The sequence below is a fragment of the Roseovarius pacificus genome (assembly GCF_900142665.1).
GTDB classification, from domain to species: Bacteria; Pseudomonadota; Alphaproteobacteria; order Rhodobacterales; family Rhodobacteraceae; genus Roseovarius; species Roseovarius pacificus.
The window spans coordinates 105930-132435 of sequence record NZ_FRBR01000012.1 but is presented as its reverse complement, the minus strand read 5'-3'; the positions used below and the strand labels follow the sequence as shown (position 1 = coordinate 132435).

The window sequence follows — 26506 nt, the reverse complement described above, 5'->3', positions numbered from 1 at the left end:
TGTCTCCGTCATGTCGCGGCCATGCCCCCATCCACCGGGTATTGCGCGCCGGTGATGAAGGCCGAGTCGTCGGAGGCGAGGAAAAGGACGAGATTGGCGATATCGGCACTTTCGCCATAGCGCCCCAGCGGAATGGTCGTGGTCAACTGGTCCTTTACCTCGGTCCCGTGGCCGGGGCTGAACCCCTCTTCGAGCGAGCGCATCATGCGGGTGTTCACCGGCGAGGGATGGACCGAGTTGACCCGCACGTTGGCTCGCGCCGCTTCGATTGCCGCGGCGCGCGTCAGGCCCACCACGGCGTGTTTCGAGGTGATATAGGGGGCAAGATCGGGGCTGCCCTTCAGTCCGGCGATCGAGGACGTGTTGATGATGCTGCCCGATTTCTGTTCCATCATCACCGGCAGCACGTTCTGGAGTCCAAGGAAGGGACCGCGCACGTTGACGGCGATGACGCGGTCGAAATCCTCGATCTTCTGCTCGACCAGCGGGGCAACCTTGCCCTCGATCCCGGCATTGTTGAAGAAGATGTCGATGCGGCCGAAACGCTCCACGGTCTCGCGGACGTAGCGCGCGGCATCCTCGGGGGAGGACACGTCGGCGGCCACGGTCAGCACATCGGCCTTGTCCCCAAGGCTTTCGGCGGCCTTGTTCAAATCCTCTTCGCGCAGGTCGACAAGCGCCACGCGCGCGCCCTCCTTCAAGAAAAGCCTTGCGGTTTCAAGGCCAATCCCGGCGGCCCCTCCGGTGATAAGTGCGATCTTGTCCTTCAGGCGTGGCATGGTCTTTCCTTTCCTCAACGGGCGTCGGCGGTTACGCGGGTGCCGGCGCGATTGTCCAGTATATCGGTGGCCTGGTCCAGCCGCCCGATCCCGGCCATCCCATCCCGACTGGCGAAATCCGCCGCCGCCGTGACCTTGGGCCCCATGGAGCCGGCGGGCAAATCCAGCGCGCGGGCCTCTTCGGGGGTCAGCACCCCGATTGCCGCCTCGTCCTCGGTGCCGAAACCGCGATAGACCGCATCGACATCCGTCAGCAGCAGCAGGGCGTCGGCCCCCAGTTCCCGCGCCAGAAGGGCGCTGGCCGCGTCCTTGTCGATCACCGCCTCGATGCCGGTCAGGCTGCCATCGGCCCGGCGCAGCACGGGAATGCCGCCGCCGCCGGTGCAGATCACGATCACCCCCTGGTCCAGTAAAAGCCGCAACACGCGGATATCGGGGATCTCCTGCGGCGCAGGCGAGGGCACGACGCGCCGCCACTTGTCGCCATCCTGCGCGATGGTCCAGCCGGCGGCCCGCGCGCGGGCCTCGGCCTCGTCGCGGTCATAAACCGGACCGATGAACTTCGTCGGCTTGCGGAAGGCCGGGTCGCGCCCATCCACGATGACCTGCGTCAGCAGCGTGGCGACCGGGTGCGCGTGATCCAGCGCATTCTCCAGCTCCTGTTCGATCATGTAGCCGATCATGCCGCCGGTCTCGGCCCCCAGCACGTCCAGCGGATAGGCCTCGTCGGGCTTGTAGGCGGCACCCTGAAGCGCCAGCAGCCCCACCTGCGGGCCGTTCCCGTGGGTGACGACCAGCCGGTGCCCCGCCCGGACGATGCGGGCCAGCGCGTCGGCCGCATGGCGGACATTGGCGCGCTGATTTTCGGCGGTCAGGGGATCGCCCCGTTTCAGCAGCGCATTTCCGCCAAGCGCGGCCACGACAAGCATCCTCAGCCCCCCAGCGTGGCGACAAGAACCGCCTTGATCGTGTGCATCCGGTTCTCGGCCTGGTCGAAGACGATCGAGGCGGGGCTTTCAAACACCTCTTCGGTCACCTCCATCGCGTCGAGGCCGAACTGTTCCTTTATCTCCCTGCCGACGGCGGTATCGGCATTATGGAAGGCGGGCAGGCAATGCATGAACTTCGTGCGCGGATTGCCGGTCTTTGCCATGACCTGCGCCGTCACCTGGTAGGGTTTGAGAAGGTCAATGCGCCCGGCCCATTTCTCCTTTCCCTCGCCCATCGACACCCAGACATCGGTATAGATGAAATCGACACTCTCCACGGCCTCCTCCACGTCCTGCGTCAGGGTGATCCGCGCGCCGGTTTCCGCCGCGATCTCCTGCGCCTCGGCGCGGATTTCCGCCTTTGGCCACAGGCTTTCCGGCGCGCAAAGCCGCACGTCCATGCCCATTTTGGCACCGCCGACAAGCAGGCTGTCGCCCATGTTGTTGCCTGCATCCCCCATGAAGCAATAAGCGACCTCGCGCAGGGGTTTTTCCGAATGTTCCTGCATGGTCAGGAAATCGGCAAGGATCTGGGTCGGATGGAACTCGTCCGTCAGCCCATTATAGACTGGCACGCCAGACCATTCGGCCAGAGTCTGCACCACCTCCTGCCCGAAGCCGCGATACTCGATCGCGTCATAGACGCGGCCCAGCACGCGGGCGGTGTCCTTGACAGTCTCCTTATGGCCCATGTGGTTGCCCGAGGGGCCCAGATAGGTGACGGTCGCGCCCTGATCGTGGGCCGCAACCTCGAATCCGACGCGGGTGCGGGTGCTGTCCTTTTCGAAGATCAGCGCGATTTCCTTGCCCCTGAGCATGGGCACCTCGGTGCCGGCATACTTGGCGGCCTTCAGGTCGGCGGCGAGCTTCAGCAGAAAGGCGATTTCCTGCGGGGTGAAATCGCGCAGGGTCAGGAAATGACGGTTTTTCAGATTGTAAGCCATACGGTACCTCCTCAGACCGGGTCGCGGATCGTGGGGCAGGACATGCAGCGGCTGCCGCCGCGCCCGCGCCCCAGCTCGGCGCCGGGCAATTCGATCACCTCGATACCCTCGGCGCGAAGCGCAGCGTTGGTGTCGTCGTTGCGGTCATAGCCCATGACCAGCCCGGGGCGCAGCGCCAGCACGTTGTTGCCGTCGTTCCACTGTTCGCGCGATTGTTCGAATGGATCGCTGCCGCCGGTGGCCACGATATTCAGCCGTTTGAATCCCATCGCTTCGGCCACGACATCGAACATCGGACGGGGATCGTGACGCATGTCGAGTGGCCTGCCTCCCTCGCCCGGATGCAGGTCATAGCAGGTCATCTCGTCGGCGACCTCCTTGAAACTGGTCACGATATCGCCGCCGCAGAAGGTAAAGACCGTATCGAGATGCATGGCCGACCGCGCCTTGGGCATCTGGCAGGCGATGACCCGCTCGGCCCGGCCCTGATCGAACAGCGCCTGCGCCAGCAGCCCCACCGCCTGCGGCGAGGTCCGCTCGCCCATACCGATCAGGACCAGGCCGTTGCCAACCGGCATCTGGTCGCCGCCTTCGAGCGTGGCAAGCCCATGATCGGCCAACGGATCGCCCCAGATCACCTCGGCCCTGCCCGCGAAATTCGGGTGGAAGCGGTAGATCGCCGCGGTGAGCAGGGTTTCCGGGCGCCGCGCCTGCCAATACATCGGGTTCAGCGTGACGCCGCCATATATCCAGGCCGAGTTGTCGCGGGTGAACAGGAAATTCGGCAGCGGCGGCAGGATGAAGCCGTGATGGCCCAGGTAGCTGCCGAACATGCCCGCCGTCTCGAACGGCAGGTCGCCGACCGTCAGCCCACCGATCAGGTAGTCCGACAGCGCCGCCCCCGGCAGGGCATCCATCCAGTCCCGCAGCTCCTGCCGCATCCCGATGCCGACGTGGCTGGCCGATATGCGGTTATCGAGGACCCATTCGCGGGCCTCGGGGATTTCCAGCACCTCGGCCAGCATCGCGCCGGTTTCCAGCACCTCGACACCCTCGCCGCGCATCGCTTCGGCAAAGGCGTCGTGATCCTTCTGCGCCTGCTTGACCCAGAACACGTCGTCGAACAGCAGTTCCTCGCAATTGTCCGGGGTCAGGCGCCGATGCGCCAGCCCGGGGCGGCAGATGATCACCTGCCGCAGCATACCGCTTTCGGAATGGACCCCAAGTTGGTAACCAGTCATGTCGAACCTCTCTCTCAGAACAGCGCACCGACGCTCAGCACGACCGAGATGAACACCAGCAGGATCAACATCAGCGGCCAGATGAAGACGATCCAGCGGTCATACGACACCCGCCCGATGGCAAGCCCACCGATGACCACTGCGAAGGTCGGGTTGATCAGGTTCACCAGCCCGTTCGCCGACTGGTAGGCCGTGACCACCAGATCGCGGCCGACGCCGGCGAAATCGGCAAGCGGCGCCAGGATCGGCATCGACAGCACCGCAAGACCGGACGAGGACGGGACGAAAAAGCTCATGCCGATCTCAATCCAGAACATCAGGTTGATGAAGGCCAGGTCGCCAAGCCCGGCAAGCGACTGTTCGGCGCCGTGCAGGATCGTGTCGGCGATCAGCCCCTGCTCCATGATCACGACGATGCCGCGTGCCAGCCCCACGACCAGCGCAACGCCCAGTAGGTCGCGCGCGCCGTCCACGAAATTGCCGGTCAGTTGCTTTTCGCCCTGCCGCGCCACCACCCCGATGACGATGGCCGCGCCGAAGAACAGCGCGCCCATCCGCGCCATCCACCAGCCCTGGCTGGAAACACCCCAGATCATCACCGCGAAGGTGACGGCAAAGATTACCAGGACGATCTTCTGCGTGCCGCTCAGCACCGCCTCGGTCTTTTCTCCGGTCGCGTCCTTCAGAAAGAATTTCCGGTGCGCTTCGGCCTGTTTCGCCACGACCGAGCGGGCAGGATCGGCCTTGACCCGGTGCGCATAGCGCATGACATAGGCCGCGCAAATCGCCAGCCCGCCCAGCAGGATCACCAGGCGCAGGATCATGCCCTCGGTGAAAGGGATGCTCGCCGCGTTCGAGGCGATGACGGTGGCGAAAGGGTTGATCGTCGAGCCGAGCACGCCGATCCCCGCCCCGACCAGAATGATCGCAACCCCCGTCACCGCGTCATAACCCGCGGCGATCATGACCGGGATCAGGATCGCGTAGAAGGCCAGCGTCTCTTCGGCCATGCCATAGGTCGTGCCCCCCAGCGCGAAAAGGCACATCATGATCGGGATCATCCAGATCTCGTGCCCCTTCATCGCGGACATCGCCGTTTTGATCCCTGTATCGATCGCGCCGGTGGCATTCACCACGCCGAGAAACCCGCCCAGGAACAGGATGAAAAGCGCCACGTCGATCGCGTTCGCCGCATAGCTGTCGGGATCGTAGAACCCCGCAATCGGCGCCAGCATCACGTCAACGAAGCCCTGCGGGTTCGAGTCGACCTGCTGATAGGTGCCGGCGACGGCCACTTCGCGGCCGACCTCCTCGTTCATGGCCCGGTCGTACTGGCCTGCCGGAACGATCCAGGTCAGCGCCGCGACCAGCACGATCAGAAGGAACAGAATCGTGTAGGCCGACGGAAATCGGGACGAAAGCTCTTGCGCCGGATCGGTCGGCGGCGTCGATTGATCGGTCATTGGTATCTCCTTCCGGCATCCTCGCGCACGGCATTACGACGACCGGTCCGGTCACCGCGCTCGGGCGCATTCAACGGCTCAGCGAGCCATGATCTCGATGTTTTCCTGTTTCGGGCCGGGCATATCGACATGACGTTCACGACCGCTGCCGGTTTCGGGCAAATCTATCGGGGGTATCGTTCCGGCAGATCCTGCGGTCCGGTTTTCCTTGTCCTGGTCGGTCATCTGTGGTTCTCCCGCCGAGAATGACAGCCGGGCCCCAGCTCGCGCCGTGTAAAGCCCTGACGTTCCGCAGCTGATCCGATTCCCCCCTTCAATGCATTTACCGCGGTTAATGTGGCGAACCGCCCCGAACCCGCCTGGCACTGGCAGGACAGCGTCACCGTCGCCCGCAGGGCATGGCCGGAATTGAAAGGCAATGGAGGCCATGGGCTTGCTTCGCTGAAGGGCCACCTTAGACTGTCTTTTGACCACCACGACGCCGGCGAAGAGGTCCTGCATGCCGAAGGCGCGAAGTCTCGAATACCAGACAGTAGCGCACCCACCAGAGAGACTTTCGATGTGATTGAGGATTATCCAGAAGCAACGCCTTCACTCTCTGAGGCTGCAAAACCCGGCGGAGCCTCTCCAGAGGCGAATGACCAAGCACAGGCAAGAAAGCTGATCGGCCATACTGTGCTTACACAAGGCAACATCAACAACAATCATTTCTATCTGCGCGATATCTGGTCCGCCTTTCCCGCAGATTGCATAGGCGGCGCGAACGCGTCCACCGCCGCACCCCGCTCGCTCACCGTTCGCTGGGGATCAAGCAACCCGACGGTGACCGATCTGGATGGTAAGAAGAAACTTTTCAGAAAACGCGGGTGGGTGCGCGAATTCTTCACGCAGAATGACGCGCGAGCTGGTGATAAAGTTATGATCCACGCCATTGGAAAGTTTGACTATGAGGTCTCAATCGAACGTGGGAGGTGACGGCCTATACCAGCCATTCATCGCGTCAGGTAACGCCGCGTTGCAACGTCATCGAACCGACCGGTTCCCGCATGAGCCAAGCCAGCTTCCATTTGACCAAAAAGTGTTTCCAGATGTCATGCCAGCTTTGCGGGCTGCGGCAGCGTAACCGTAATCAGGCAAGTCGGACACTCATAAACCTTTGTCTTATAACCGGGTTCATGTCGTCATTCCGACTTCAGTCCAATGGATTTCCACAGCCTGACGGGGAACATGTCCAACAAACGAGGCACGAGCAGCCTCCCGTTTGTGGAGACATGACATGCAAACCACAATTGCCGAAGATGGTGACCCGGCAACCCAACCCCTGTTTGACGCCGCCGTGCTGCATATCGTTCGCAGCTATAAACAGGCCTTTTCCGCCGACAATCGGACACGGCCCTCGCGTCTCGTAATCACAACGACCCGTGCTGGGGACGTGGCCTGCGCCACCAGCATATCCTGCCACTCCGAAGGATTCTTTTCGCAACAATATCTCGACGCCCCCATCAGCCAACTGCTCGCCGGGCGGACCGGCCTGAACGTCCCCTCTGAGGCCATCCTCGAGGTCGGTGGCTTGGCCTGCACCTCGCCCTTCGCGGCCTATCCCACCTTGCGCGCCGTATTCCAATGGGGACGCGAGCGTGGGATCGGCTGGGGCATCTTCACCGCCACAACCGAGGTCCGGCGCCTGATCCAACGCGCGCGGATCACGCCTCTTATGCTTGCCCCCGCCCAAGCCAGCCGGGTGCAGGACCCTGCGCAATGGGGTGATTACTATGACCATGATCCATGGGTCTGCGCCTTTCGCGACCCGGTTCAAGCGACGGACGCCCCGATACCCACAGCCGAGACGGCCTGATGACCGACCGTGTTTTCAGCTCCCTTTCGCGGCATGCGTCTCAGAACCCGGAGAAAATCGCTCTGCGCTCCGGCACAAGATGCATCGCCTATCGCAGCCTTGCGGCCTTTCTTGCGCACAATGCAAAAACACTGGCTGGACCTGCGCGGGTCGTCGCAATCAGCACAAGCGACCCGCTGGAGGCCGCCTTGGCCGATCTCGCCGTGACCTATAGCGGCCATGTATCGGTTCATGTCCCGCCATTCTTTTCGCGATCCCAACAGGCTCATCTTGTCGAAGCGGCTGCCGTCGACACAGTCATCGGCGCCTGTGAAGCGCCTGTGATGACGCTGGGTCTGTGTCCGCCGGAGGCCTGTCCGCCGCTGACGGCGCTGCTTGATCCGCCCGTCGCCGACGCGCGGCGGATCATCTTCACCTCGGGGTCATCCGGCGCCCCCAAGGGTGTGCTGATCGGCGAAAGACAAATGGCGGCCGCACTCGCCGGTATTGAAAAGGCTATTGCCCCCGGCAGCGAGGATATTCACCTCTCCCTTCTGCCCGTGGCGCAGTTGCTCGAGCAGGTGGCGGGTCTCTATCTTCCTCTTCTGGCCGGGGCCGAGGTTCATTTCTGCCCCGAGGCGCTCGCTGCGCTTTTCGGCGGTCCGATGGCGCCCATAGTGGCGGCCATGGCCTCGGCACGTCCGACGACGACCATCCTTGTTCCGGCGCTCCTGTCGCGCCTGGTCTCGGAACTCAGGACAACCGCGACACAGGCCCCCGACAGCCTGCGTCTGATCGCTGTGGGCGGCGCCAGGACCTCCCCGGCCCTTCTGGCCGAGGCCCAGGCCCACGGCTTGCCCGTCCACGAAGGATATGGCCTGTCGGAATGTTGCTCGGTCGTGGCCCTGAATAGGCCGCTTGATACGCGCGCCGGCACGGTGGGCCAGGTTCTGGACGGGGTCGAGGTCCGCATAGACGATGGCGAAATCATCGTGTCCGGCCCGACCGTGATGGAGGGGTATATCGGCCATCCCCCCGTCACCGGAGAGTGGCGCACCGGGGATTTGGGCCGGTTCGAAGATGGCCGGCTGATCGTTGAAGGCCGCAAGGATTGGCTGATCGTCACGCCGCAGGGCCGCAACATCAATCCCGAATGGGTCGAGGCCGCTCTGTGCGCCGACCCGCGCATTCCCGCTGCGGGGCTTTATCTTGCGCCGGATGACCAGCTTGAAATCATCGCAGTCCTCGCCGCCCCGGTCGAGCCTGCGCACATCGAGACCCTTTTGTCCGATCTGCCGCTTTATGCGCGTCCAAGCCGGGTGCGCTTTGCACCTGCCTCGCAGGCGGGGCTTCTGAAACCCGGCGGTGGCATCGACCGCAGTCAGCTGGCGCATCTTTCCAAGATGCTTGCCTGTTTTCCACTTTCCCACGACATGAAGGAGTGCGTCGCATGACCACCTCCCCTCCCAAAGCCCTGATCACCGGGGCCGGTTCCGGTATCGGTCGTGCGCTCGCCATCGAGGCTTCGCGCTCGGGCCATGATCTTGTGCTGGTCGGTCGCAGACAGGAACAGCTTGAGGGCACGGCGGCGCTGCTGGACAAGGCGCAGTTGCAACTTGTCGCCGCTGACATCACGACCCCCGAGGGACGAGCAGACATCGTTGCAGCCACCGGAAACCGGTTGGATGTGCTGGTGAACAATGCCGGACGGCTGGCGGTCGGGCGGCTCACCGATCTTGACGACGCAGAGATCGCCGCCACCGTGGGCACCAACCTCACCGCCGCCGTGCAACTGACCCGTGATCTTGTCCCGGCGCTTTGTGCGGCACAAGGGCGGATCGTCAATATCGGCTCGATGTTCGGGCTGATCGCCTTTCCCTATTTCTCGGCCTATTCGGCCACAAAATTCGCCATGCGCGGTCTTTCCGATGCCCTGCGCCGCGAATTGTCGGAGTTCGGCATTTCGGTGACCTATGTCGCACCGCGCGCCACACGCACCCCGGCGCAAGGCAGTTTCGCCCATCTGGTCGAACCCTTCGGAATGGCCCTCGACGATCCCGACCGGGTGGCCCGCCGCGCATGGGACGGGATCATGGCGGGCCGCAAGACGATCTATCCCGGGCCCGGCGAACGCATCTTTGCGCTGCTGCAAGTCCTCGCGCCCTCGATCATCGACATGGCGTTGACCCACAAGGCAGGCAGCGCCAAAGCGCAGGCCGCTCTGAACAGCTATACAAAACAGAAAGAGGCTTGATCCATGAGCTACAATATCATTCGCCCCACCGCCGAAGCGCAGCCCGTCACCGACCCTGCCGTGGTGGCGCAAATTCGCACCAACCTCTCCGAGGATGGCTGGACGCTGCTGCGTGGCTTTCGGCCCGACATGACGGCGTTCAGCACCCTGACCACCGCCCTTTGTCGGAAAATCACCTTCGATCCGGCGCGCGACTACGGCGATGAAAACACCCAAAAGGTCGATGCCGGAACCGGCCCGATCGGGCTTCATACGGAAAACGGGAATACGCCGGTTTGCCCCGATATCGTCGCCTTCTACAGCCCCGTCGCCGCCTTTGAGGGATCGCAGACCACGATTTGCGACGGCCGCGCCGTTTTCGATGCGATGACCGACGCGCAAAAGGCGCGCTGGCGGCGTGACATGGTCGTCGAACGCTACCTTCCCGAGCAATTGTGGAAACGCTATCTGGCCAACGAACACCCCGCCATTTCCAGCCCCGAGGAGGTCACCGCGCGCCATGTCGAAGAGTTTCGCGCCGCGATCCCGAACCAGGATTTCGACATGTTGGAGGATGGCGGTATAAACTATCGCCTGACCGTGGCCCCGGTGCGCGCATCCGCACTGTCGGGCGGCGAGGGTTTCGCCAACGCGGTGCTTGGCCCCTCACATAACTACGCCCCGCCGCGCTATCGCTTCGGCGACGCCGATGTCATCAGCCAGGACGAGATCGAAGAGCTTCGCGAATTGGCCGAGGCCTCTACGCACGAGATCAACTGGCAGGACGGCGATATCGCCGTTCTCGACAATACCCGGATCATGCATGGCCGCCGCGCCATCGTGGACACCAATCGCCAACTCTTTATCGGCATGGGCAATCTCTGACGCGGCCCGACCGATCCATTCCCGAACATCTAACGGAGGAAAAAATATGAAACCTATCGCAAGCTTGCTCCTTGTGGCCCTGTTCGCAGCCAGCCCTGCGCTGTCCGACCCGATCGAAGGACTATGGCGCACGGCACCGGACGATCACGGCGATGTCGGCTATATCCGCGTCGCCTCCTGCGGTAATACCTATTGCGGTGTGCTGGAGCGTGCCGAAAATCAAAAAGGCGAAGCAATCAAGCCCGACACGCTGGGGCGCAAGATCGTCTGGAATCTGAAACCCGCAAAGTCAGGGGAATACGAGGGCCGGATCTATGCGCCGGACCGCGACAAGGAATACATGTCCAAACTGGAGCTGTCGGGAAACCGCATTTCCGTCAACGGCTGTGTTCTGGGCGGTATGATCTGCCGCAACGGCGGTCACTGGTCGCGGGTGCAATAACCCGAACGCCGCATCCGCGTCTTGATGTAAGAAAGCGGCGCTACGTCTCAGGCCCCCTTTGGGGGGCCTTTCCGCTGCGTCGCTTCGCTAAGGTTGGCATTGCCTTCGGATCGCACTTGTTCTCTTATGGGCATCGCAACCCGCAAGGATATGTACCATTCAGCACGTAGGCGCCATGCAGGCCAATACCCTTAAATACGTGACGCTGTTCCTTATCGGCAGCGTTGTGTTTTTTGTGTTCGACGTGGCCAGCGATATCTATGAACGCGTGATCGCGAACAACGCTCCGGGCTTTCTGGACGCGGTCCACCTGTGTTTCGAGGTCTTCTCGGCCGTGGCTCTGGTTCTGGCGATCCGCATTCTTGTCCAGCAGCTGCGCTGGCTTGAAGCGCGCAACAGGCAACAATCCGAGTCGCTTAGTTTCCTGCGCGGCGAAATGGACAGTTTCGTGCGCGGCAAGTTCGAAGAGTGGAACCTCACCGCGGCCGAGCGTGATATCGCGATGTACATACTGAAAGGCTTGAGCATCGCCGATATCGCCGCAGCACGGTCCACGGCCGAAGGCACCGTCAAAGCGCAGACATCGAACATCTTCCGCAAGACGGGCGTCGCATCACGCATGGAGCTGATGAGCCTTTTCATGGACGAGTTCCTGGATGTCGGCGTCAGGCTGGGCGACAGGCAGCACTAACCTGAACAGCCGCTTGTCGTTTATTGAAGCCACGCTCACTTATGGCCAAACGAAAGCGGATTTCCAAAAAGTTCAAATCTTCAATGACAGCTTCAGATGTCGAAGATGCCATTCTCGATTTTTGTAGCCAATGACCGCTCACCGCCCTCCCTGTCGAACGTGGCGAACGGCCCATAGCTGTCACTCAAACATAGCCTGGAATGCTGCATTCGCAGCCCGCTTTGCCGACATTCGCCGCACGTTTGAAACCGTCAATTGTCAGATGGGTAGATCTAATTTCAGCTCTGTGCACGCCCATCTTCTGTAATCGTGTGAACAAGACTGTAAGTATTCGTTCGGGTCAATCTCGGTCAACATGGTGTCTCTTGGCACCGTAAATCTGATCTGATGCGCAAGAAGGCATCCGATCACATAGTCATCAAATTGATCCTCATGAAACTTGCACGCAGCGATCCCAAAGTGCTTGCTGAGCAAGGGATCAATGTTTGAGTAGATGAAGTCAAGACAGGCGTATTGAACATCGCAATCTCGGTCATCGACAAAGTGCTGGATTTGGTTTCGGAGCTCTGCAATGCGCCGATAGCTCTCCATGTTCGGAACCTTGATGCCGGAGGCGGCCCATAACACGCTCGGCAGCCTTGAGAAGTCATGTGTTCGGCCGTTTTTAAGAAGCCAATCCAAGTCAATTTCATCATCTGTGGCTTTTTCGCCGATGTTCTTGAATAAGAGTAGAGGATGTTCCTTGGCAATTAGAGCCTTGAGAACGAGCTCTCCCGCATGAGCGGCGGCTAACGGCGCAAGCGATTGCCGGTGCTCCATTCCCGGATCAAAATATACGGCGTCAGTGTTTGCCCGCTTCAACGCATCAGTTGCGAGCCCCAAAATCCTCGTAGAGATACCCTTCAAACTTTCATGCATTGTATCGGTCGTGGATGCGAACGCGTTCACTGAGGTCAATCATCAAGCAAAACTTTGCTAAAGGCTTGGTTTCGCTTCTTGGCCATAGAAACCAAGGTGTCATAGCCAAACGCCTGAATAAAAATTTCGCCGTTGTCGAAATACTGCGTCCAAATCTTAGGATCGTGGGGATTTTGGAAATTGTGCCGTTTAAGGACTTTAATTAAACTCGGAGTCAAATCAGCGATAATAAAGGCACTGCGGCGTGCAACTCGCTCAAACGACATGTGGGCTCCATCCGTTCGAGTAATGCCGCCAGCGGCAATTGCCTTTTCCAGTGTGTCGATGACCTGCGTCACCGGATCAGATTTAGCTGGTCCAAAGCTGTAGTCGTCTCGGCTCGGTTTCTTAAACTCAACGATAGTCAAAGTGGTGCCATCCTCGTCACCTAAAACCATCGTATCGTCATAAAACAAAAGGTCCGTGACCTTGTCGCCTTTTTTGCGCCCCCCACCGTGCATTGTTCGATCACTCGACACATACGGTAAGAAGGCAAGGGCGTCGTCGATCAGCCAAAGGTTATGCTGGAAATACTCAACATCCACACTGTCACTGAACCGGCGAAATATCAGAGAGTGAACCTCATCCTCAGAGCCACGCTTCTTCGTGTCATCAAATTTTCGAGCCGCGTCGAGTAGCTCAATAATGCTCTTGCGATGGATGACATACTCGGCAAGTGCTTCCTTCTTTCCAGCATCAATGCGGCTCGCCAAATCCTTGATTTTTTCAGCGTATGAAGCTGGATCATTTGCAGCCTCAGTGATCTGCTTGAGCAAATCTCCTGTGTTGCGATACCGAGACAACGCGAGGTCTTGAACGAACTCTTCTGGCCCCCAGTGATTTGGTTTCTTGGCGACGTACTCCGAAAGCGATTGCCCCTTTAGGCCCAAGCGCAAGATCGGATTCTCGTGCAAAGCGACATTGAGTTTCTGCGCCTGCCCGGTTTTGATCTTTTCGATCTGCTGCTTTTCTCGGTCCTGAATCTTATCACAGACAGCGCCCACGATTTCTTCAATCGCCTTGGGCGGCAGGTCCAAGCTGGTACGCGAGTCGTTCAGGCGGGTTTCAAAGACATCGCCTCGCACGACTGCAACAATGATAAATTTGCTGTCGTCCTCGTCCACGAAATGCGTGGCACCCAGCTTGTTTGAAAGGTCGCGGGGGTGTCCAACAATCCGATCCGCCGCGGCGAAAAGAAGGCAATGGCTCTTGAACTGTCTCGTCTTGGGTATCTTGGTCAGCGTATAGTTTAGGGTGCATGTTGCGCCGTCGATAGAAGTGTCGATCTGGCCCGCAGCATGTTCAACGAAGACCGCTTTGAAGTAGCTGGTGATGTCCTCTGGTTCTTCATCGTCGAATTGCAGAAGAATTTCCGGCAACCCGCGATACAAGAAATACGGTAGAAAGTGTGATCCGATTTGATCTTTTACATCCTGCTTTGACAAACCGCCAATAAGATCGAACCAATCATTCAGTGGCTCATCCAGCTCGACACACAAGCCGCAGCCGGGAAAGTCAGGTTCACCTTCATGGAAAATGATTTCCTCGTCCTGCGAAATATCAAAGCGGAAAGTCTTTGTCGCCTCGGCAGCAGTCGTTTCAAACCTGCTGGAGTAGTGAATACGCGAAAACACCTTGAACGCTATGAAACGACCAAATCCGCGTCCGCGCTTGCTGAGCTTGTATCCGCTAAAAGGTGTCCGAAACGACCTGTAGTTTTCGTCATTCAGACCAACGCCATTATCGGTGACGCTAATCATCACCTTGTAGGGGTCATTTAGGTTTTCGAATTTGACGAGGATCTTTCCCTTGCGAGATGCTTGGTCGTCGAAACGCTGTTCGATTCCGTCCATCGAATTTGAAAGTGCCTCGAATACGGGCAGCAGGAAGCCTTGCACGTTTATCGACAAGTTGGTGCGTTTGAGAACAGCCAGCATGTCCGGCTTGATTAAGGCATCGGCATCGTGCCCAGGAGCTCTTTCGCCATCCATATTGTTATCCTTGCACACCACTATGGCGGGACCACCTTCGTATTCCATGTGTTGATAGCAGGGAACACTTGCGTCCGCATCCTTAAACCAAGGGCAATGTCCGCTTTACCGCAGTCAAACAAATGCACTGCAAGAACAGCGAATGTCCGCAAGGTCGACGAACCGATCAATGGAGCGAAGAAGATGGTCTTGCGGAACGTGATCTTCCAGCGAGAACTCGTAGAACAGCGCCGCCTGTGCTTCCTGCTTCGGTCCCAACATTGCTCAATTCCCCCGCTGGCCAGAAGAATTGAATCAGCAACTTACGCTTCGATCAAGCACGAGTTTTTCAACAAAATACGCCATTTCTGTAAGGTGCTCTGCCATAGTGCATGATCCCCTTGAAGCCACACAAACTTATCACACCCTACCCGGTTCTCACCTCGCGCTGATCTGCTATACCTCCGAAAACGCTTGCAAATCGGTGCTGATGGAACTCGTCGCTCATCCTCTTCTCGCATTTATGACGGATCCGCTGCGACGGCATCCGCGCGCTTTCGACCTTGGACCAAAGGGCATTTCCGCCAGGGGCGGCACCCGGAGCACGATCCCCTTCGACGAAATTGCTTCGAAGCCCACGACAAGACGCAGACTGCTTTCGTCCTCCCTCGCCCTCCACCTGAGCGATGGGGCAAACATCCTGCTTCCGGCCGTCCAGGGTTCAAAGGCCCACGCCTTTGCCGAGGCCGTCGAGACAGCGTGGTCGCAATTCAACCTTGAGCAGCTCAATCGCGAAGAGGACAGCATTCGCCGCCTCCTCAAGGCCCTCAAAGGCCTCAAGACACCGGATCAATACCCCGCCGCCTGCCACATAGATCCGCTGGCACGACAGGCGGCAGACCTGACGGATCGTGTCCTCTCCAAGCTCAACCCGGCAGCCGTCGGCAAAGACACCATCCGCCGGGTCTCGCCGATCACCGCCTTCGCCGCCGACCCCGTCGGCACGCGCAACACCGCGATAGAGACCTTCGTGCACGGTCAGCTCGCCAGGTGGAAAGACTTCCTCGATACCGTGGAATCAATGCCCCTGACGCCCGAGCAACGGCTCTCCATCGTGGTCGACGAGGACGCGACCCTGGTTCTCGCCGGTGCAGGCTCGGGCAAGACCAGCGTCATCACCGCCAAGGCCGCCTATCTGGTCAAGGCCGGTATCCGGGCACCGCAGGAATTGCTGCTTCTCGCCTTCGCCAAGGATGCCGCCACCGAAATGTCCGAACGCATCGAGGCCCGATGCGGTGTGCCCATCGCCGCGCGCACCTTTCACGCGCTGGCCTATGAAATCATCGGCGCCGTCGAGGGCGAAAAGCCCCCGCTCGCCCCCACCGCCACAGACGACAAGGCCTTCCTGTCGCTGATCCGCGAGATCTTGCGCGATATCGTGAACAGGCTCACCGAGGTCGCCGAGACGGTGATCGGCTGGTTCGCTGGCTTCTTCGATGACTTCCCGTCGCCCTGGGATTATCAGACCGCCCACGCCTGGTATTCCGAAATCGAAAGCCGCAACCTGCGCACCCTCCAGGGCGAGACGGTCAAGAGCTTCGAAGAGCTTCTGATCGCGAACTGGCTCTATCGCAACGGCATCGCCTATGAATACGAACCGACCTACGAGCACAAGCTCACGGGAACCGGGCGTCGCGCCTATACGCCCGATTTCCGCCTCACCGAAAGCGGCGTCTATCTCGAACATTTCGGGGTGCGCAAGAAACGGTTGCGGGACGGCAGCGAGGAGTTAACCACCGCGCCCTTCGTCGACCGGGATGAGTATCTGGCGGGCATGGAGTGGAAACGGCAGGTCCACGCCGAGCATGAGACCGTCCTGATCGAGACCTACAGTTGGGAGCGCGAGGAAGGACGCCTTCTCGATGCCCTGGCCCGAAAACTCGAGCCCCACATCACCCGACGACCCCTTCCTGAGATCGAGATTTACGATCAGGTCACACAGGTCGGGATGGTCGACAGCTTCTCGTCTCTGGTCGCCACCTTCCTGCGCCATTTCAAGAACGGAGGTTACCGGATCGACGATTGCGCGCAAAAGGCGTCGACCCTGAAGCTGGGCAAGCGTGCAGACGCCTTCCTCAGGATTTTCGACGCCGTCTTCGACGAATATCAGACCCGTCTGGGCGACCGCATCGATTTCGAGGACATGGTGATCCGGGCGACCGCGCATGTAGAGAGTGGACGCTATGACAGCCCTTTCCGCCACATCCTTGTCGATGAGTTTCAGGACATCTCGGTTGGCCGGGCACGTCTTATCAAGGCGCTCAAGGCCCAGCACGCAGACGCCAGGGTCTTCGCCGTCGGGGATGACTGGCAATCGATCTACCGCTTCGCAGGCTCGGACATCCACATCATGCGAAATTTCGGGGCTGAGTTCGGCGGGCAATATGCCGGGTCCACCGGCGTCCATCGTAGTGTCGATCTTGGCCGCACTTTTCGTTCAGTCGACAAGATCGCGCTCGCGGCGCGGCGCTTTATCCTGCAAAACCCGGCCCAGATCACAAAGACAGTGGTCCCGGCGGGCGAGGCCGATCAACCGGCCATCCGCATCGCCTGGACCCGGCGCGAAACAGCAGACGAGGTCCTGGGCCAAACACTTGCGACGCTGGCGGCCGGCGCCATCAATGGCGATCGCCCCACGACGGTCTTGCTGCTGGGGCGATACCGTTTCATCGAACCCGATCTGAGACGCCTGCGCCGACAGCACCCGCAGATCACGATCAATTACAAGACCATCCACGCCTCCAAGGGGCTCGAGGCCGATCATGTGGTCATTCTTGGCGCAGACAACACGCGCATGGGCTTCCCTTCCCTGATCGTGGATGATCCGCTTCTGAGCCTCGTCTCCCCCGAGGCCGAACCCTTCGCCAATGCCGAGGAGCGCCGCGTCATGTATGTCGCGATGACGCGGGCACGGCGCACAGTCACCATCCTGGCCTCCGAGGCCCGCCCCTCCGCCTTCGTGACCGAACTGATGAAGGATCCCGGCTACGGCGCTTCCGGCCCGCAAGATGCAGCGCGGCGCACGCACACCTGCCTGCAATGCGGCGGGCGTCTCCTCTACATGCCCGGAAAGGACGGGCCGGGCTGGTATCGCTGCGAACACGTGAAACTCTGCGGCAACCGGATGCCCGCATGCCCGGATTGCGGCACCGGCCTCCCGCTCCGTGCCGCTGAAGCGGGCAAGATGGCCTGTTCGCAATGCGGCACCACTCAGCAAGCCTGCCCGGCCTGTGAAGACGGCTGGCTCATCGAGCGCCGGGGCAGGTTCGGACCCTTCCTCGGCTGTGTCCGCTTCCCCGATTGCAGCGGCAAGGCAAAGATCCGAAAACCTGCATAACACCCGCTCCCTTCATGTCGCGCGGCCGATACTTGCGTCTTGACGACTGACCTTTCTCAAAAAATTTCTGAAAACTGTTTTGCCTTCATCATTTTCGGCCAATGTTCGTTGTAATCGCAAAAACGGATGCGATCGACACGCAACCAAGGACCAACGCAAAGCTCAATCCAACCACCGGCCAAACACGGACCTCCGACCTTTCCTGACCCGGGACGAAACCCGGACCAATCTGTCATCAAGGAGGCCCCATGTTTCATTCACCGATATCCGATGGAACGACCACCTGCGCCACGAAGACCAGCGAACTGGCGCTGCGCTCGTTTCTGTCCGATCACGATACTGCACTCGGCGATGCTGCCAATCTCTTGGCGGATCGCCAGGGTGTGCGGCTCGTCAATGCGATCCGCGATGCGCTCGACCAACCAGGCCCCCTCACCCGCCGCGTTCGGCGCATGCTTCTCGAACTGCGCGACATGCTTTTTCTCGAGCACACCAACGGCGACTGGGAGGATGTCGGCTTCTTCGCGATGCTGGAACCCGAGGATCCAATCGTGCCCGAGCTCTGCCTGCTTGCCGACGGTCTTGATGATGCACTGCGCGCCGCCAGCGTCATCCCGGATCCGGAAGAACGGGCGGCCTGAACAATGGTCCGACACCGCCGCACATTTTCGGCGGCGGTGTGGGCCCCATCGACCAAAACGACACCAACCTCAGATTTTTCCTTCGTGTCCTGAAAGACAGGCCAATCTTCTCACCACGGAACAAGAAACCACCAAAGGATCCACCCATACGCAGAACCCATCCCGCAATGCACGGAGACCATGACGCCGATGAAACAGGCACCACCAGCACCGTTCATGCAAAGGAAGTTCCTCATGCTCAACCCCAACCCCGCAACCACCAGCCAGGCCCGCTTCGACGCAACCGATGAAACGGAGAAACATCTGCGCCGTCATGGCGCGGGTCTCTGTGATCTGCTCGATGCCCTCGATGATCCAAGCGGTTTCTCGGCCCTATGCGGGCTGATCTGTGCCTTTGACCAGCCATTTCCTGACGCCAATGCCGTGGAGGCGGCCTTGCACCAAATCCATCGCGTTCTCGCCGAACAGGCGCCATCATCGCTCGACCGCATCGGTCATCAACGCAATCTGCCAGCGTCCAACATGGCACGATGGTATGGGGCACGCATCAGTGAGCTTATCGCAAGGTTTCGCGCTGCGGACTGAAACAGGGCTGCAATGCGTTTCATGAGCCCGCACGTGCCTTGAAGATGCCATTGCCCAGGGGGCAGTCCCCGAAACCAAGAATTTGAACACTTACCCAAGGGCGGCGAAAGCCGCCCTTTCTCGTGTCCGCCCATGTCTGAGAGGCTGTCGGCATTGTTCGACCCCCAGGAGAACAGCCCCAACGGACAACACAAAACTTCATTTGGTTACAAGTATCTATGACCCCTGGGCCCAGGCACCATTTTGCACCCCGGAGTTTTCCTCCCACGTACCGCCCGACAAAGACAAACTGGCTTTCGCGCGCCATGAGTCGCCACAAACGAGACCACCTGACGCTTGCGCCCAATCCCCCTCTTTTGCTTGCGAAATGGCGTTTTCAACCCCGCCAGTGGCTACGAATTGGTGGTGGAGATACACACCTGTGGAAACCACCAATAAATGTCCACCACCTGACCTCATCCGAAAATATGTTATTGTTATTAAACAATAATATTTATACGCAATCACGCTGAGGCGGCCATTTTGACCACTACACCCACATCAAATGACCATCGAAAGTTCACAAAAAAATGCCGCCCGAAGGCGGCATTGCAGACTTTCATCAGGAAAGCTTGGGGGGACGAGGTCAGTGGATCAGGAAATATGCGTCCTCAGATACCCCAACCGGCGGCGATTCCAAAACGGACTTTATCTCCTCTGGATCCAGATGAATGGCAGCAAACCCTACCTGACCATCGAGACGCACCACGTTGGACAAGTGCCCTTTGAAGAGGAGTTCCAGGATCACCTTCAGCTTCGCCCGGGATTTCTCCGCACACCTGGCCAAGGGCTCCATGCCGACAGGTAGCTCCTCCACTTCGTCGAACCTGTCTCGCAGGACATCGAGCACTTTATTGATGCTGCGGCCATCGACAGCTTTGCCGACCTTGCTTTGCAGATGCCGATGATCATGGATACGGCTCAGCAATCCCAGTTCGATCAACGCGCTTGCGACCGGCCGTGAACAGGTCAAGACATACGGAACCTGGGTCGTCGGCACAGCAAACTTCGCATCCCCGAGCAGCTCGACAACCTTCGCATAGTCGACGACTAGGCGCCCAGCCCCTGCCCCCTCACCCTCTTTGGGCGACATGCCAGCTGCCTTGAGAAGGTTGTGAAGCGTCGAGGGATGGACGTTCTCAGCTTTGGAAATCGAACTCAGGGTACTGTATTTCGGACGGGCCACCGGCTGACCCAGAACATTCCGCCCAGGGACCAGAGGCGTATTCTCAATGATCACATGACGCAGGAGAGCATGGATCGGCCCTGGGTCCTTTGAGAGGTGCCCTGAGTTGAGCCACGCATAGAGCATCCCGAAAGCGCTCCGAGGGCTCGCAAATCCCTCACTGCGCGTTGAGGCCTTCAGCGTATCTTCAAGAAAAGCCACCACTTCGGCTTCGCCCCCTGCTGCGAGGCCCCAACCTGCACGTCCGGCGTCGTCCCACATGCGCTGAGACAGCTCAGCGGCCTGCTGCTTTGGGCCGAAGGCGATCAACCCGCCCACCATCTCGACTGCCCGGCTCGCCTGATCAATGCCTTGCCCATCCAACCAGATCGGACCGGAATGTCCTTCCAGACGGTTTTCCACGTAGGTCTGGAGTGGCGAGGGTGCCCGCGGTTCGCATGGCTCCGGCACGGCCAATTCCGCTGCAATGATATCCTGCATGGCCTGCAGCTCATGCAGTTGATCATCCCACGCGTCCTTTCGGACATCGCGCAGCAGAGTCCCGTGGCGGCGGCACGTACGAACAGGCGCAAGGCGCCATGCAAGGCGATGACGCATCGCAACGTCAGGGCGCCGCTGGTCATATTGGTCCTCAGCAAGGCAATAGGGGCAAATCCTGGTCTCGACCCCGGTCGTGAACTCAGCCGAAAATTCGTGCTGGCGCAGGCTGAAGCGGCGTGCGCCAATCGAGCTGATCGTGTTCCAAGCCACCGGCACCGGGTCCTGGCCGGCGATCTCGCAGAGGCGATGAACCGCCCCCGGAAGCCCCCGCGCGAGATCGATGGCAGGAATACGCAGATCATTGAGAAACGGGACGAGGCGACCTCCCTTGTGGAAGGCCGCCTGACGTGCCGCCCAGGACAAGGGCGTCTCATCGTGAACAAAGGAGACTTTGGGAAAGAGCTTGGCCATGGCAATCACCGCTTCCGCTTGCCCGTGGACCGACGGGGCCTCTGATCCTCTTCTGGATCCGTCTCGATCAACCAGTAATGCTCGACAAAGAAGACGTTCTCCGACGCCGAACAGGATTCCTGCATCGCGTAGGCCGAGGCGAAATGCCCGATCTCGAGATGACTATCTTCGTTCTCGATCGCGAACTCGAGCGCCAGCAACAGCAGCTCTACCGCCCGTCCAAAACAATACCGGGCACCGTGGAACACCCGTCCGACCAAGTCGGTCTCCATCGGAGCGTGAATCCCGACACGCTGGCAATAATGCTCCATGATCTGGCAGAAATTATCGCCGTCGGATTGTTCGGTGAGTTCGGGTAGGACAATAGACGTAAAGCGCCGCTTTACCTGCTGGTCACTCCGGATCACGGTCGCGAGGTCTTTCGTGCCGGACACGATGATCGTGATGGCATGCTCACCCTGCATCAACGATTTCAGTGCCCGCAGGATCAGGTTGCGATCGGCACAGAACAAGTCCTGAGCCTCGTCGATCCAGATCACGCTGATCTCCAGCTCGGCCAAGCGATAGCGCAAATCCTGGAACAGCGACCAGGCCTCCTGCCGTTTACTCTCCACAGGGTACCCGGATACCTTCAGCAACTCGCCCATCATGCTCTTGAAGGTCGCGGGGCTGGGCACCACGCAACCAATGTAACGCGGAGTGCCATCTTCTTGCGGCCGCAACATCGGCAGTTTCTCGAGCGTGCGATTGACGAGATGGGATTTTCCGCTCCCGGGCTCACCAATCACCATCACGCCACGCGTTTCACGGGTCTTGGTGAACCGTTTAGCGACAGGCGTCCGATGACCCGCAGCGTCCTTCTCGAAAAGCCGTTCGATGTGGGAAGCGGCTTCCGCGTCCCGATCCGTTCCGATATGCAGCTCACGCAGTGCCTCGAGAGCCTGCTCCGCAGTGTGTTGATCCATCATGATCACTCCTCCTCGAAGGTGATGCCCGACGCCGACGAGGGGCCGCTCCGGCCTTTGCGGCCAACCTGCGCGTCGGTGCTGTCGCCGACTTCACCGTTCAAATCGTCAAGCGAAGGCAGCTCACTCCCAAGCTCGCCTTTCGCCTTGGATGGCGCTTTCGGCTCGTAGAATTTCACACCTGCAAGGATGTTCTTTTCCTCACGCTTGAACCGATCTTCGGACCAATCCTCCAGGTTCAGCCCTGCCTTCGCCATCGCCACCTCGTTCCGAGCCTTGATCGCCAGAATAGCTTCCCGGACGACTGCATTGTTCAGATGATCCGCCTCCGGGTTGCCGGCGCGCACATGCCGCACAGCAGTCAGCCAGGTTTGTGCCGCGACGCCTTGGAGGGATGCGTCTTGGGAGGGGACGTTGCACCACTCTTCCCCCATCAGCACTGAAATCGCGCCTACATCTTTGGGATGCCAGCGAACCTTGACGGTCCCAGGGTCATTCCGACGAAAATGGTTCTGGAGAATTTCAGATTGGTAAGTCACACCGAGAACGGTGATGCCTTCTTTGTCCAAGCGGTACTCGCGCTCCTGCCCGAAACAAATCCGCATCATTTCGGAGTCTGGCGGCGGGGTGACGCCATACAGCTTGTTCAAGCGCCGCCAGGCCTGCACCGGCGTCTCGTTGTCAAGACCGGAGTGCGGCGTGTTGTGGTAGATCTCGACAACCCAGCGGATCAGCGCAAACGTCAGATCATCCAAGGTCAATGCTGCGCGCTTTTCCGGGTCCGCATCACCTTTCTCCATGATGCCACGGAACGTATGACCCGAAACGCGGGAGGCAAAGCCACCGGAGCACGTTCCGAAGAATCGCTCGATGAAGCCACGGTTCTCAGGGACGCCGTTCGTCGCCATTTCCCACATCACACCGAGATCCTCCGAGGCCATCCGAAACCGCAAAGATTTGTACGCCGAACCACCATCAAAGACGATCAACTCCGGAGTGCCGTGCATGTCCCAGGGCGTATGGGCACCTACAGCGTCTGCCCAGGCTCCCTTGTCCGTCGTGATCATCTGCAACAACTGGACTGCGGCCTCTGCGTTTGGAGTGCGACTAAGCACCAACCCGACAATGCACCGGGTGGCACAACAGATCGCGGCGCTCAGGGTCCACCGTGCCGTCTTTTTCTGCTTGATCTTTCCGGTCTTCGGATCTTCGTGCTCTTCAAAATACAGGCCGAGCGAATGCTTCTCCTCATCGGTGAAGAGCCCATAGATTTCGGTGCTCTCCAACAAGGTCTGCGCATCGACCGTCCATTCGTCGATCTCCACCCGCTCCAGAGGACGCGTCACGGAAAGACCGGTTGTGACGGGGCGAAACTTCTTGCGTGCGGCTGCAGCGCCGTTGCGCTTCAATTCCACCAGGAACGGGTCCAGGCCCCGCACAGCAAGCCGAATGGTCTCTCGGCTTGGCACCTTCATCTTGAGTTTACCTTGCGCTTCGCGTTCCGCGTTTTCTTTTGCAAAGGAAAGCTTCACGTCCTCGACGATCGCATGAATGGTGGGCTTATCCGGCGACATGTAGCCGCGGACCCCTTTCATCATCAGCGCGTACTCGCTTGGTGAGAGACGAGACCCGCGGTTTCCGCGTGCGGACACCCGATCGAGATGTCCAATCAGCCCAAACTTGTTGAGTTCGGCGAGCCATCGGCGCAGCGATCGTGGCGAGGGAACCTTGGCGAAGTTTTCAGACTTCCGAAACTTCTTGCCAGGCTCGGGCAAGTCATCGGGTGCAATGTCCATAACGCGGTCGAGAAGGAGAGCCTTGTTGGCTTTGATCGACGCGTCCGTGAACGTCATCAGGCCCTCGGCATGGAGCTCCAGGGCAACCTGACAGTACAAATCCTTCTTGGTGAGACGGCGCCCGGGACGACCGGTCAAAGCCGAGATCGATGTCTGGCTAGACATCAGCCGTTTATGTGCTGCAGACGGATTGAAGCCATCGCGCTCGACCCGAATACGGCCCTGCTGACCGAAACGGGCAAGATCTTCGTGCGTGAATTGCTGACAAAGCCCATTCGCGTCGTCCCGGCGGAGAAGGTAGCCGGTTTCGGTTTCCATTTCGACTTGGAAGGGGAGACTATCGATCGACACACGGTCGAACTGTCCAAAGGCATATCGGGCGTTGGCGGTGCTGAACGAGAGATCCATGGTGTATCCTTTCATGGGAGCTGGGCTGCGCGATGCAGCAATGATGAGTGCGATGGCCATTGGGCCTCGCCATTGGGGAAGTTTCTGGAGGTGGGGCGCGGCCTCAGGTTTCCGGCATCACGCATTGGAAACCTGAGGCTTCGCTGCCGGTGGACCCTACTGGGCGCTGCCGAACAATTGGTCCGTGGAGAACTCTTGGTCGCTCCGGACCAAATTGACCCCGCGAATCATACGTGTCTCAACGTCAATCTCGAAAACCTCATCAAAGCGCAGAGAAAGCAAGCTCTTGTCGGACAATTGACCTCGGTCGATACCGATTTTTGCGAGAAGCTCGGCAACATCAACTTGGTGGGTGATGATTTCGACATTTGCGCCAGTCTTCATCCGAGGCTTGGCCTCAACCGTATCTTTGAAACGATATTTGGACATCTTCAGACCTCCTTCGCCTTGAAAACCATCACATCATGGGAGAGGCGCTCATAGCCGAGCGTCTTCAGATGCCCGGAACGGATCAGACGCACCAAGGCCCGAAACCCCATGCCGTCCAGACGGGTTTTCTCGACGAGATCACCCATACGGACGACCCCGGTCATGGACCGCACCACGTCCTGGGCAACAGGGTCACCAAAGCAGTCCGGGCGTCGCGCCGAGTGAAAGAGACCTGCGTTGTAACGCTCGACGGGGCAGATGTCGTCCTCCGTGAACAGACGGAAGTCATCGAGAACGCCCTGGGAGATCGCCTGAGCTTTGATCCGGGCCAGCTTGGTCAGGTACTTCCGGCCGGCACGCTCAACAGGGCGCACTGCGTATCCCGTCACAGTTTCATCCTGGCGGACAACGACAAAGTCGATGAAGTGGTTGTGGACTTCCCCAAACTCATCGAACCACTCAAAGCGAACCTGTTCGATAACTTCCTTGGTGTCAGGGCGATACGCCAAGACCATCGCGCAATCCGCTTCGAGATGGCTTTCAACGCCATGGCGGACCCCATGACCCTCACCAAAGACAATGCCTCCGGTGAAGTGCTGCGTGGAGCCAACTTGCGTCTTGCGGTCACCACGACTGGGTTCGGGAAGGCGGATACCGCCGGAGAAAGAAAGATCAGACATCGTTGAATTCCAAAAGTCTCAGGTGCCACTTCCCGATCAGCCGGAAAGCATGTGACCTTCTGGATCTGCCCTTCAAAACCAGCCTCTATGTCCCCACTCGGATTTCAGCTTGGTTGGCGTTGGGCAGACCTTTCCCGTCGCGACAAATGCGTCGGGGAAAAGCAGGTCGTCATGTTCTGGAAGCATCCGAGTCCTTGAAACCGACCCGATTGGGTGATAGGTTTCTGGGTGTAAATGGTGGACCTCGGTCTTCCAAGAGAGGGCGGTCTGTTGGCGCAGATCGCTTTTTCGTTTCTTGCTACATCGTCAGTGCCTCTTCAGTTGCGGCGATGAGTATTTGGTAGCCACCGATTTTGGCCGCCAAAAGACTTTTTCTTTTTCGGGCATGCGGTTAGTCTTCAGCATCACCCGCCGTCAGATTGCGAAAAAGCAAGCCGTGAGCGTTTTCGATTTTTCGCAGACACATCACCTTGTGCGAACCAGCGCTCCCTAACCCGCAGATCACCGAGGTCTTGCGATTCCTGCTGACGATTTCGCAAGGAGACATACCCGGGAAAGAACCTTCACACGCGGCAATTCGCGGAAACAGCATGGCGTTCACCCGGCTGGTCGCACCCATTTTCGGAGAATCATCACGCGATTTTCGAGGGGCGATTCCACGAGACAGGACTACAGAATCCTGGGCAGGCAATTGGGGGATGGGTTCGACAGCCATCGATACACTCTCCATTCTCAAATCTCGGATGCCAACCGCAGGGGAAGCGATTGGGCGGGTTCACGTCATATGAACAGTATGAGCCGAGGCGAGATATGGATGCGTTGCTGTGTCATGACCCAAACATAGAAATTCCATCCACTCCTCGACAAGATTTCTCCCGGTCAGAAAACACAGGCCGCGGGCAAGGCGTGGCCCCAGCGCCACAATTTTGAAAAGACCGCATCAGCATGCTTGCGGCCTCTTGTCGAGATCAGGCATTGGTTTCCCTATCAGGGCAGATTTG

General features: G+C 59.5%; 25 protein-coding genes. 10 read left to right on the top strand and 15 right to left on the bottom strand.

Features of this window, described 5'->3' with window-relative positions; translation table 11 throughout:
* Positions 1-8: 8 nt before the first annotated feature.
* From BUB53_RS17210 to BUB53_RS22830, 6 genes are all read right to left on the bottom strand, one after another.
* Positions 9-779, bottom strand: coding sequence for an SDR family NAD(P)-dependent oxidoreductase (locus BUB53_RS17210; protein WP_073036342.1), 771 nt, complete (start codon positions 777-779; stop codon positions 9-11).
* A gap of 14 nt (positions 780-793) precedes the next feature.
* Positions 794-1708, bottom strand: coding sequence for a carbamate kinase (gene arcC, locus BUB53_RS17205; protein ID WP_073036341.1), 915 nt, complete (start codon positions 1706-1708; stop codon positions 794-796).
* Between the two features lie 2 nt (positions 1709-1710).
* Positions 1711-2712 (bottom strand): ornithine carbamoyltransferase, encoded by a 1002-nt coding sequence (gene argF / locus BUB53_RS17200; RefSeq protein WP_073036338.1) that lies wholly within the window; start codon positions 2710-2712, stop codon positions 1711-1713.
* A gap of 11 nt (positions 2713-2723) precedes the next feature.
* Entirely contained in the window at positions 2724-3953 is a 1230-nt protein-coding gene (locus tag BUB53_RS17195; protein ID WP_073036336.1) for an arginine deiminase, read from the bottom strand.
* Between the two features lie 14 nt (positions 3954-3967).
* A complete protein-coding gene (locus tag BUB53_RS17190; protein WP_073036333.1) occupies positions 3968-5416 on the bottom strand; it encodes a YfcC family protein in 1449 nt (482 codons plus the stop codon).
* A gap of 78 nt (positions 5417-5494) precedes the next feature.
* Positions 5495-5641: a hypothetical protein gene (locus BUB53_RS22830; RefSeq protein ID WP_159437858.1), complete on the bottom strand. Its 147-nt coding sequence runs from the start codon at positions 5639-5641 to the stop codon at positions 5495-5497.
* Positions 5642-5752: 111 nt separating this feature from the next.
* On the opposite strand from BUB53_RS22830, the gene BUB53_RS23440 reads away from it, so the two are divergent.
* The 7 genes from BUB53_RS23440 to BUB53_RS17150 all read left to right on the top strand — a co-directional run bounded on the left by BUB53_RS23440 (position 5753) and on the right by BUB53_RS17150 (position 11501).
* Complete coding sequence (locus BUB53_RS23440) at positions 5753-6391, top strand: 3'-5' exonuclease family protein (protein ID WP_308424316.1); 639 nt, start codon at positions 5753-5755, stop codon at positions 6389-6391.
* A gap of 301 nt (positions 6392-6692) precedes the next feature.
* A complete protein-coding gene (locus BUB53_RS17175; RefSeq protein ID WP_073036331.1) occupies positions 6693-7271 on the top strand; it encodes a thermostable hemolysin in 579 nt (192 codons plus the stop codon).
* On the top strand, positions 7271-8704 hold the full coding sequence (locus BUB53_RS17170) for an AMP-binding protein (protein WP_073036329.1): 1434 nt from the start codon (positions 7271-7273) through the stop codon (positions 8702-8704). The genes BUB53_RS17175 and BUB53_RS17170 overlap by 1 nt, the downstream gene beginning before the upstream one ends.
* A complete protein-coding gene (locus tag BUB53_RS17165) occupies positions 8701-9504 on the top strand; it encodes an SDR family NAD(P)-dependent oxidoreductase (protein ID WP_073036326.1) in 804 nt (267 codons plus the stop codon). Before BUB53_RS17170 ends, BUB53_RS17165 begins: the two co-directional genes overlap by 4 nt.
* Before the next feature lie 3 nt (positions 9505-9507).
* The gene (locus BUB53_RS17160; RefSeq protein ID WP_084729248.1) at positions 9508-10368 is read left to right on the top strand and encodes a TauD/TfdA family dioxygenase; all 861 of its coding nucleotides are present in this window, start codon (positions 9508-9510) and stop codon (positions 10366-10368) included.
* A gap of 46 nt (positions 10369-10414) precedes the next feature.
* Positions 10415-10810, top strand: coding sequence for a DUF2147 domain-containing protein (locus BUB53_RS17155; RefSeq protein ID WP_073036324.1), 396 nt, complete (start codon positions 10415-10417; stop codon positions 10808-10810).
* Positions 10811-10985: 175 nt separating this feature from the next.
* A complete protein-coding gene (locus BUB53_RS17150; protein WP_073036322.1) occupies positions 10986-11501 on the top strand; it encodes a helix-turn-helix transcriptional regulator in 516 nt (171 codons plus the stop codon).
* Positions 11502-11759: 258 nt separating this feature from the next.
* On the opposite strand, the gene BUB53_RS17145 is transcribed toward BUB53_RS17150, so the two are convergent.
* From BUB53_RS17145 to BUB53_RS22825, 3 genes are all read right to left on the bottom strand, one after another.
* Positions 11760-12419 (bottom strand): hypothetical protein, encoded by a 660-nt coding sequence (locus BUB53_RS17145; protein WP_073036319.1) that lies wholly within the window; start codon positions 12417-12419, stop codon positions 11760-11762.
* Between the two features lie 35 nt (positions 12420-12454).
* The gene (locus BUB53_RS17140; protein ID WP_159437857.1) at positions 12455-14449 is read right to left on the bottom strand and encodes an ATP-binding protein; all 1995 of its coding nucleotides are present in this window, start codon (positions 14447-14449) and stop codon (positions 12455-12457) included.
* A gap of 114 nt (positions 14450-14563) precedes the next feature.
* A complete protein-coding gene (locus tag BUB53_RS22825) occupies positions 14564-14710 on the bottom strand; it encodes a hypothetical protein (RefSeq protein ID WP_159437856.1) in 147 nt (48 codons plus the stop codon).
* Between the two features lie 208 nt (positions 14711-14918).
* On the opposite strand from BUB53_RS22825, the gene BUB53_RS17130 reads away from it, so the two are divergent.
* The 3 genes from BUB53_RS17130 (at position 14919) to BUB53_RS17120 (ending at position 19051) form a co-directional block, all read left to right on the top strand.
* On the top strand, positions 14919-17825 hold the full coding sequence (locus BUB53_RS17130; RefSeq protein ID WP_234983219.1) for a UvrD-helicase domain-containing protein: 2907 nt from the start codon (positions 14919-14921) through the stop codon (positions 17823-17825).
* 248 nt (positions 17826-18073) lie between these two features.
* Positions 18074-18466 (top strand): hypothetical protein, encoded by a 393-nt coding sequence (locus BUB53_RS17125; RefSeq protein WP_073036315.1) that lies wholly within the window; start codon positions 18074-18076, stop codon positions 18464-18466.
* Between the two features lie 180 nt (positions 18467-18646).
* Positions 18647-19051, top strand: coding sequence for a hypothetical protein (locus BUB53_RS17120; protein ID WP_143163256.1), 405 nt, complete (start codon positions 18647-18649; stop codon positions 19049-19051).
* 625 nt (positions 19052-19676) lie between these two features.
* Here the strand turns inward: BUB53_RS17120 and BUB53_RS17115 are convergent.
* The 6 genes from BUB53_RS17115 to BUB53_RS17090 form a co-directional block, all read right to left on the bottom strand.
* Entirely contained in the window at positions 19677-21227 is a 1551-nt protein-coding gene (locus tag BUB53_RS17115) for a TniQ family protein (protein ID WP_073036311.1), read from the bottom strand.
* A 5-nt stretch (positions 21228-21232) separates the two neighbouring features.
* The gene (locus tag BUB53_RS17110; protein WP_073036309.1) at positions 21233-22195 is read right to left on the bottom strand and encodes a TniB family NTP-binding protein; all 963 of its coding nucleotides are present in this window, start codon (positions 22193-22195) and stop codon (positions 21233-21235) included.
* Between the two features lie 2 nt (positions 22196-22197).
* Positions 22198-24456 carry a Mu transposase C-terminal domain-containing protein gene (locus BUB53_RS17105; protein ID WP_084729244.1) on the bottom strand — a complete coding sequence of 753 codons (2259 nt, stop codon included), beginning with the start codon at positions 24454-24456 and terminating at the stop codon, positions 22198-22200.
* A gap of 96 nt (positions 24457-24552) precedes the next feature.
* Positions 24553-24825: a hypothetical protein gene (locus BUB53_RS17100; protein WP_073036305.1), complete on the bottom strand. Its 273-nt coding sequence runs from the start codon at positions 24823-24825 to the stop codon at positions 24553-24555.
* Positions 24826-24827: 2 nt separating this feature from the next.
* Positions 24828-25505: a hypothetical protein gene (locus BUB53_RS17095; protein WP_073036303.1), complete on the bottom strand. Its 678-nt coding sequence runs from the start codon at positions 25503-25505 to the stop codon at positions 24828-24830.
* Positions 25506-25896: 391 nt separating this feature from the next.
* Positions 25897-26220, bottom strand: coding sequence for a hypothetical protein (locus BUB53_RS17090; RefSeq protein WP_143163255.1), 324 nt, complete (start codon positions 26218-26220; stop codon positions 25897-25899).
* Positions 26221-26506 lie beyond the last annotated feature (286 nt).

Coding starts and splice junctions, on each gene's coding strand:
- BUB53_RS17090 (WP_143163255.1), bottom strand. CDS start 26,220: ATGGCTGTCGAACCCATCCCCCAATTGCCTGCCCAGGATTCTGTAGTC.
- BUB53_RS17140 (WP_159437857.1), bottom strand. CDS start 14,449: ATGGATGGCGAAAGAGCTCCTGGGCACGATGCCGATGCCTTAATCAAG.
- BUB53_RS17210 (WP_073036342.1), bottom strand. CDS start 779: ATGCCACGCCTGAAGGACAAGATCGCACTTATCACCGGAGGGGCCGCC.
- BUB53_RS17165 (WP_073036326.1), top strand. CDS start 8,701: ATGACCACCTCCCCTCCCAAAGCCCTGATCACCGGGGCCGGTTCCGGT.
- arcC (WP_073036341.1), bottom strand. CDS start 1,708: ATGCTTGTCGTGGCCGCGCTTGGCGGAAATGCGCTGCTGAAACGGGGC.
- BUB53_RS17110 (WP_073036309.1), bottom strand. CDS start 22,195: ATGATGGATCAACACACTGCGGAGCAGGCTCTCGAGGCACTGCGTGAG.
- argF (WP_073036338.1), bottom strand. CDS start 2,712: ATGGCTTACAATCTGAAAAACCGTCATTTCCTGACCCTGCGCGATTTC.
- BUB53_RS17125 (WP_073036315.1), top strand. CDS start 18,074: ATGTTTCATTCACCGATATCCGATGGAACGACCACCTGCGCCACGAAG.
- BUB53_RS17100 (WP_073036305.1), bottom strand. CDS start 24,825: ATGTCCAAATATCGTTTCAAAGATACGGTTGAGGCCAAGCCTCGGATG.
- BUB53_RS17160 (WP_084729248.1), top strand. CDS start 9,508: ATGAGCTACAATATCATTCGCCCCACCGCCGAAGCGCAGCCCGTCACC.
- BUB53_RS22825 (WP_159437856.1), bottom strand. CDS start 14,710: ATGTTGGGACCGAAGCAGGAAGCACAGGCGGCGCTGTTCTACGAGTTC.
- BUB53_RS17145 (WP_073036319.1), bottom strand. CDS start 12,419: ATGCATGAAAGTTTGAAGGGTATCTCTACGAGGATTTTGGGGCTCGCA.
- BUB53_RS17190 (WP_073036333.1), bottom strand. CDS start 5,416: ATGACCGATCAATCGACGCCGCCGACCGATCCGGCGCAAGAGCTTTCG.
- BUB53_RS17195 (WP_073036336.1), bottom strand. CDS start 3,953: ATGACTGGTTACCAACTTGGGGTCCATTCCGAAAGCGGTATGCTGCGG.
- BUB53_RS17120 (WP_143163256.1), top strand. CDS start 18,647: ATGACGCCGATGAAACAGGCACCACCAGCACCGTTCATGCAAAGGAAG.
- BUB53_RS22830 (WP_159437858.1), bottom strand. CDS start 5,641: ATGACCGACCAGGACAAGGAAAACCGGACCGCAGGATCTGCCGGAACG.
- BUB53_RS17170 (WP_073036329.1), top strand. CDS start 7,271: ATGACCGACCGTGTTTTCAGCTCCCTTTCGCGGCATGCGTCTCAGAAC.
- BUB53_RS17105 (WP_084729244.1), bottom strand. CDS start 24,456: ATGGCCATCGCACTCATCATTGCTGCATCGCGCAGCCCAGCTCCCATG.
- BUB53_RS17115 (WP_073036311.1), bottom strand. CDS start 21,227: ATGGCCAAGCTCTTTCCCAAAGTCTCCTTTGTTCACGATGAGACGCCC.
- BUB53_RS17175 (WP_073036331.1), top strand. CDS start 6,693: ATGCAAACCACAATTGCCGAAGATGGTGACCCGGCAACCCAACCCCTG.
- BUB53_RS17095 (WP_073036303.1), bottom strand. CDS start 25,505: ATGTCTGATCTTTCTTTCTCCGGCGGTATCCGCCTTCCCGAACCCAGT.
- BUB53_RS17150 (WP_073036322.1), top strand. CDS start 10,986: ATGCAGGCCAATACCCTTAAATACGTGACGCTGTTCCTTATCGGCAGC.
- BUB53_RS17155 (WP_073036324.1), top strand. CDS start 10,415: ATGAAACCTATCGCAAGCTTGCTCCTTGTGGCCCTGTTCGCAGCCAGC.
- BUB53_RS17130 (WP_234983219.1), top strand. CDS start 14,919: ATGGAACTCGTCGCTCATCCTCTTCTCGCATTTATGACGGATCCGCTG.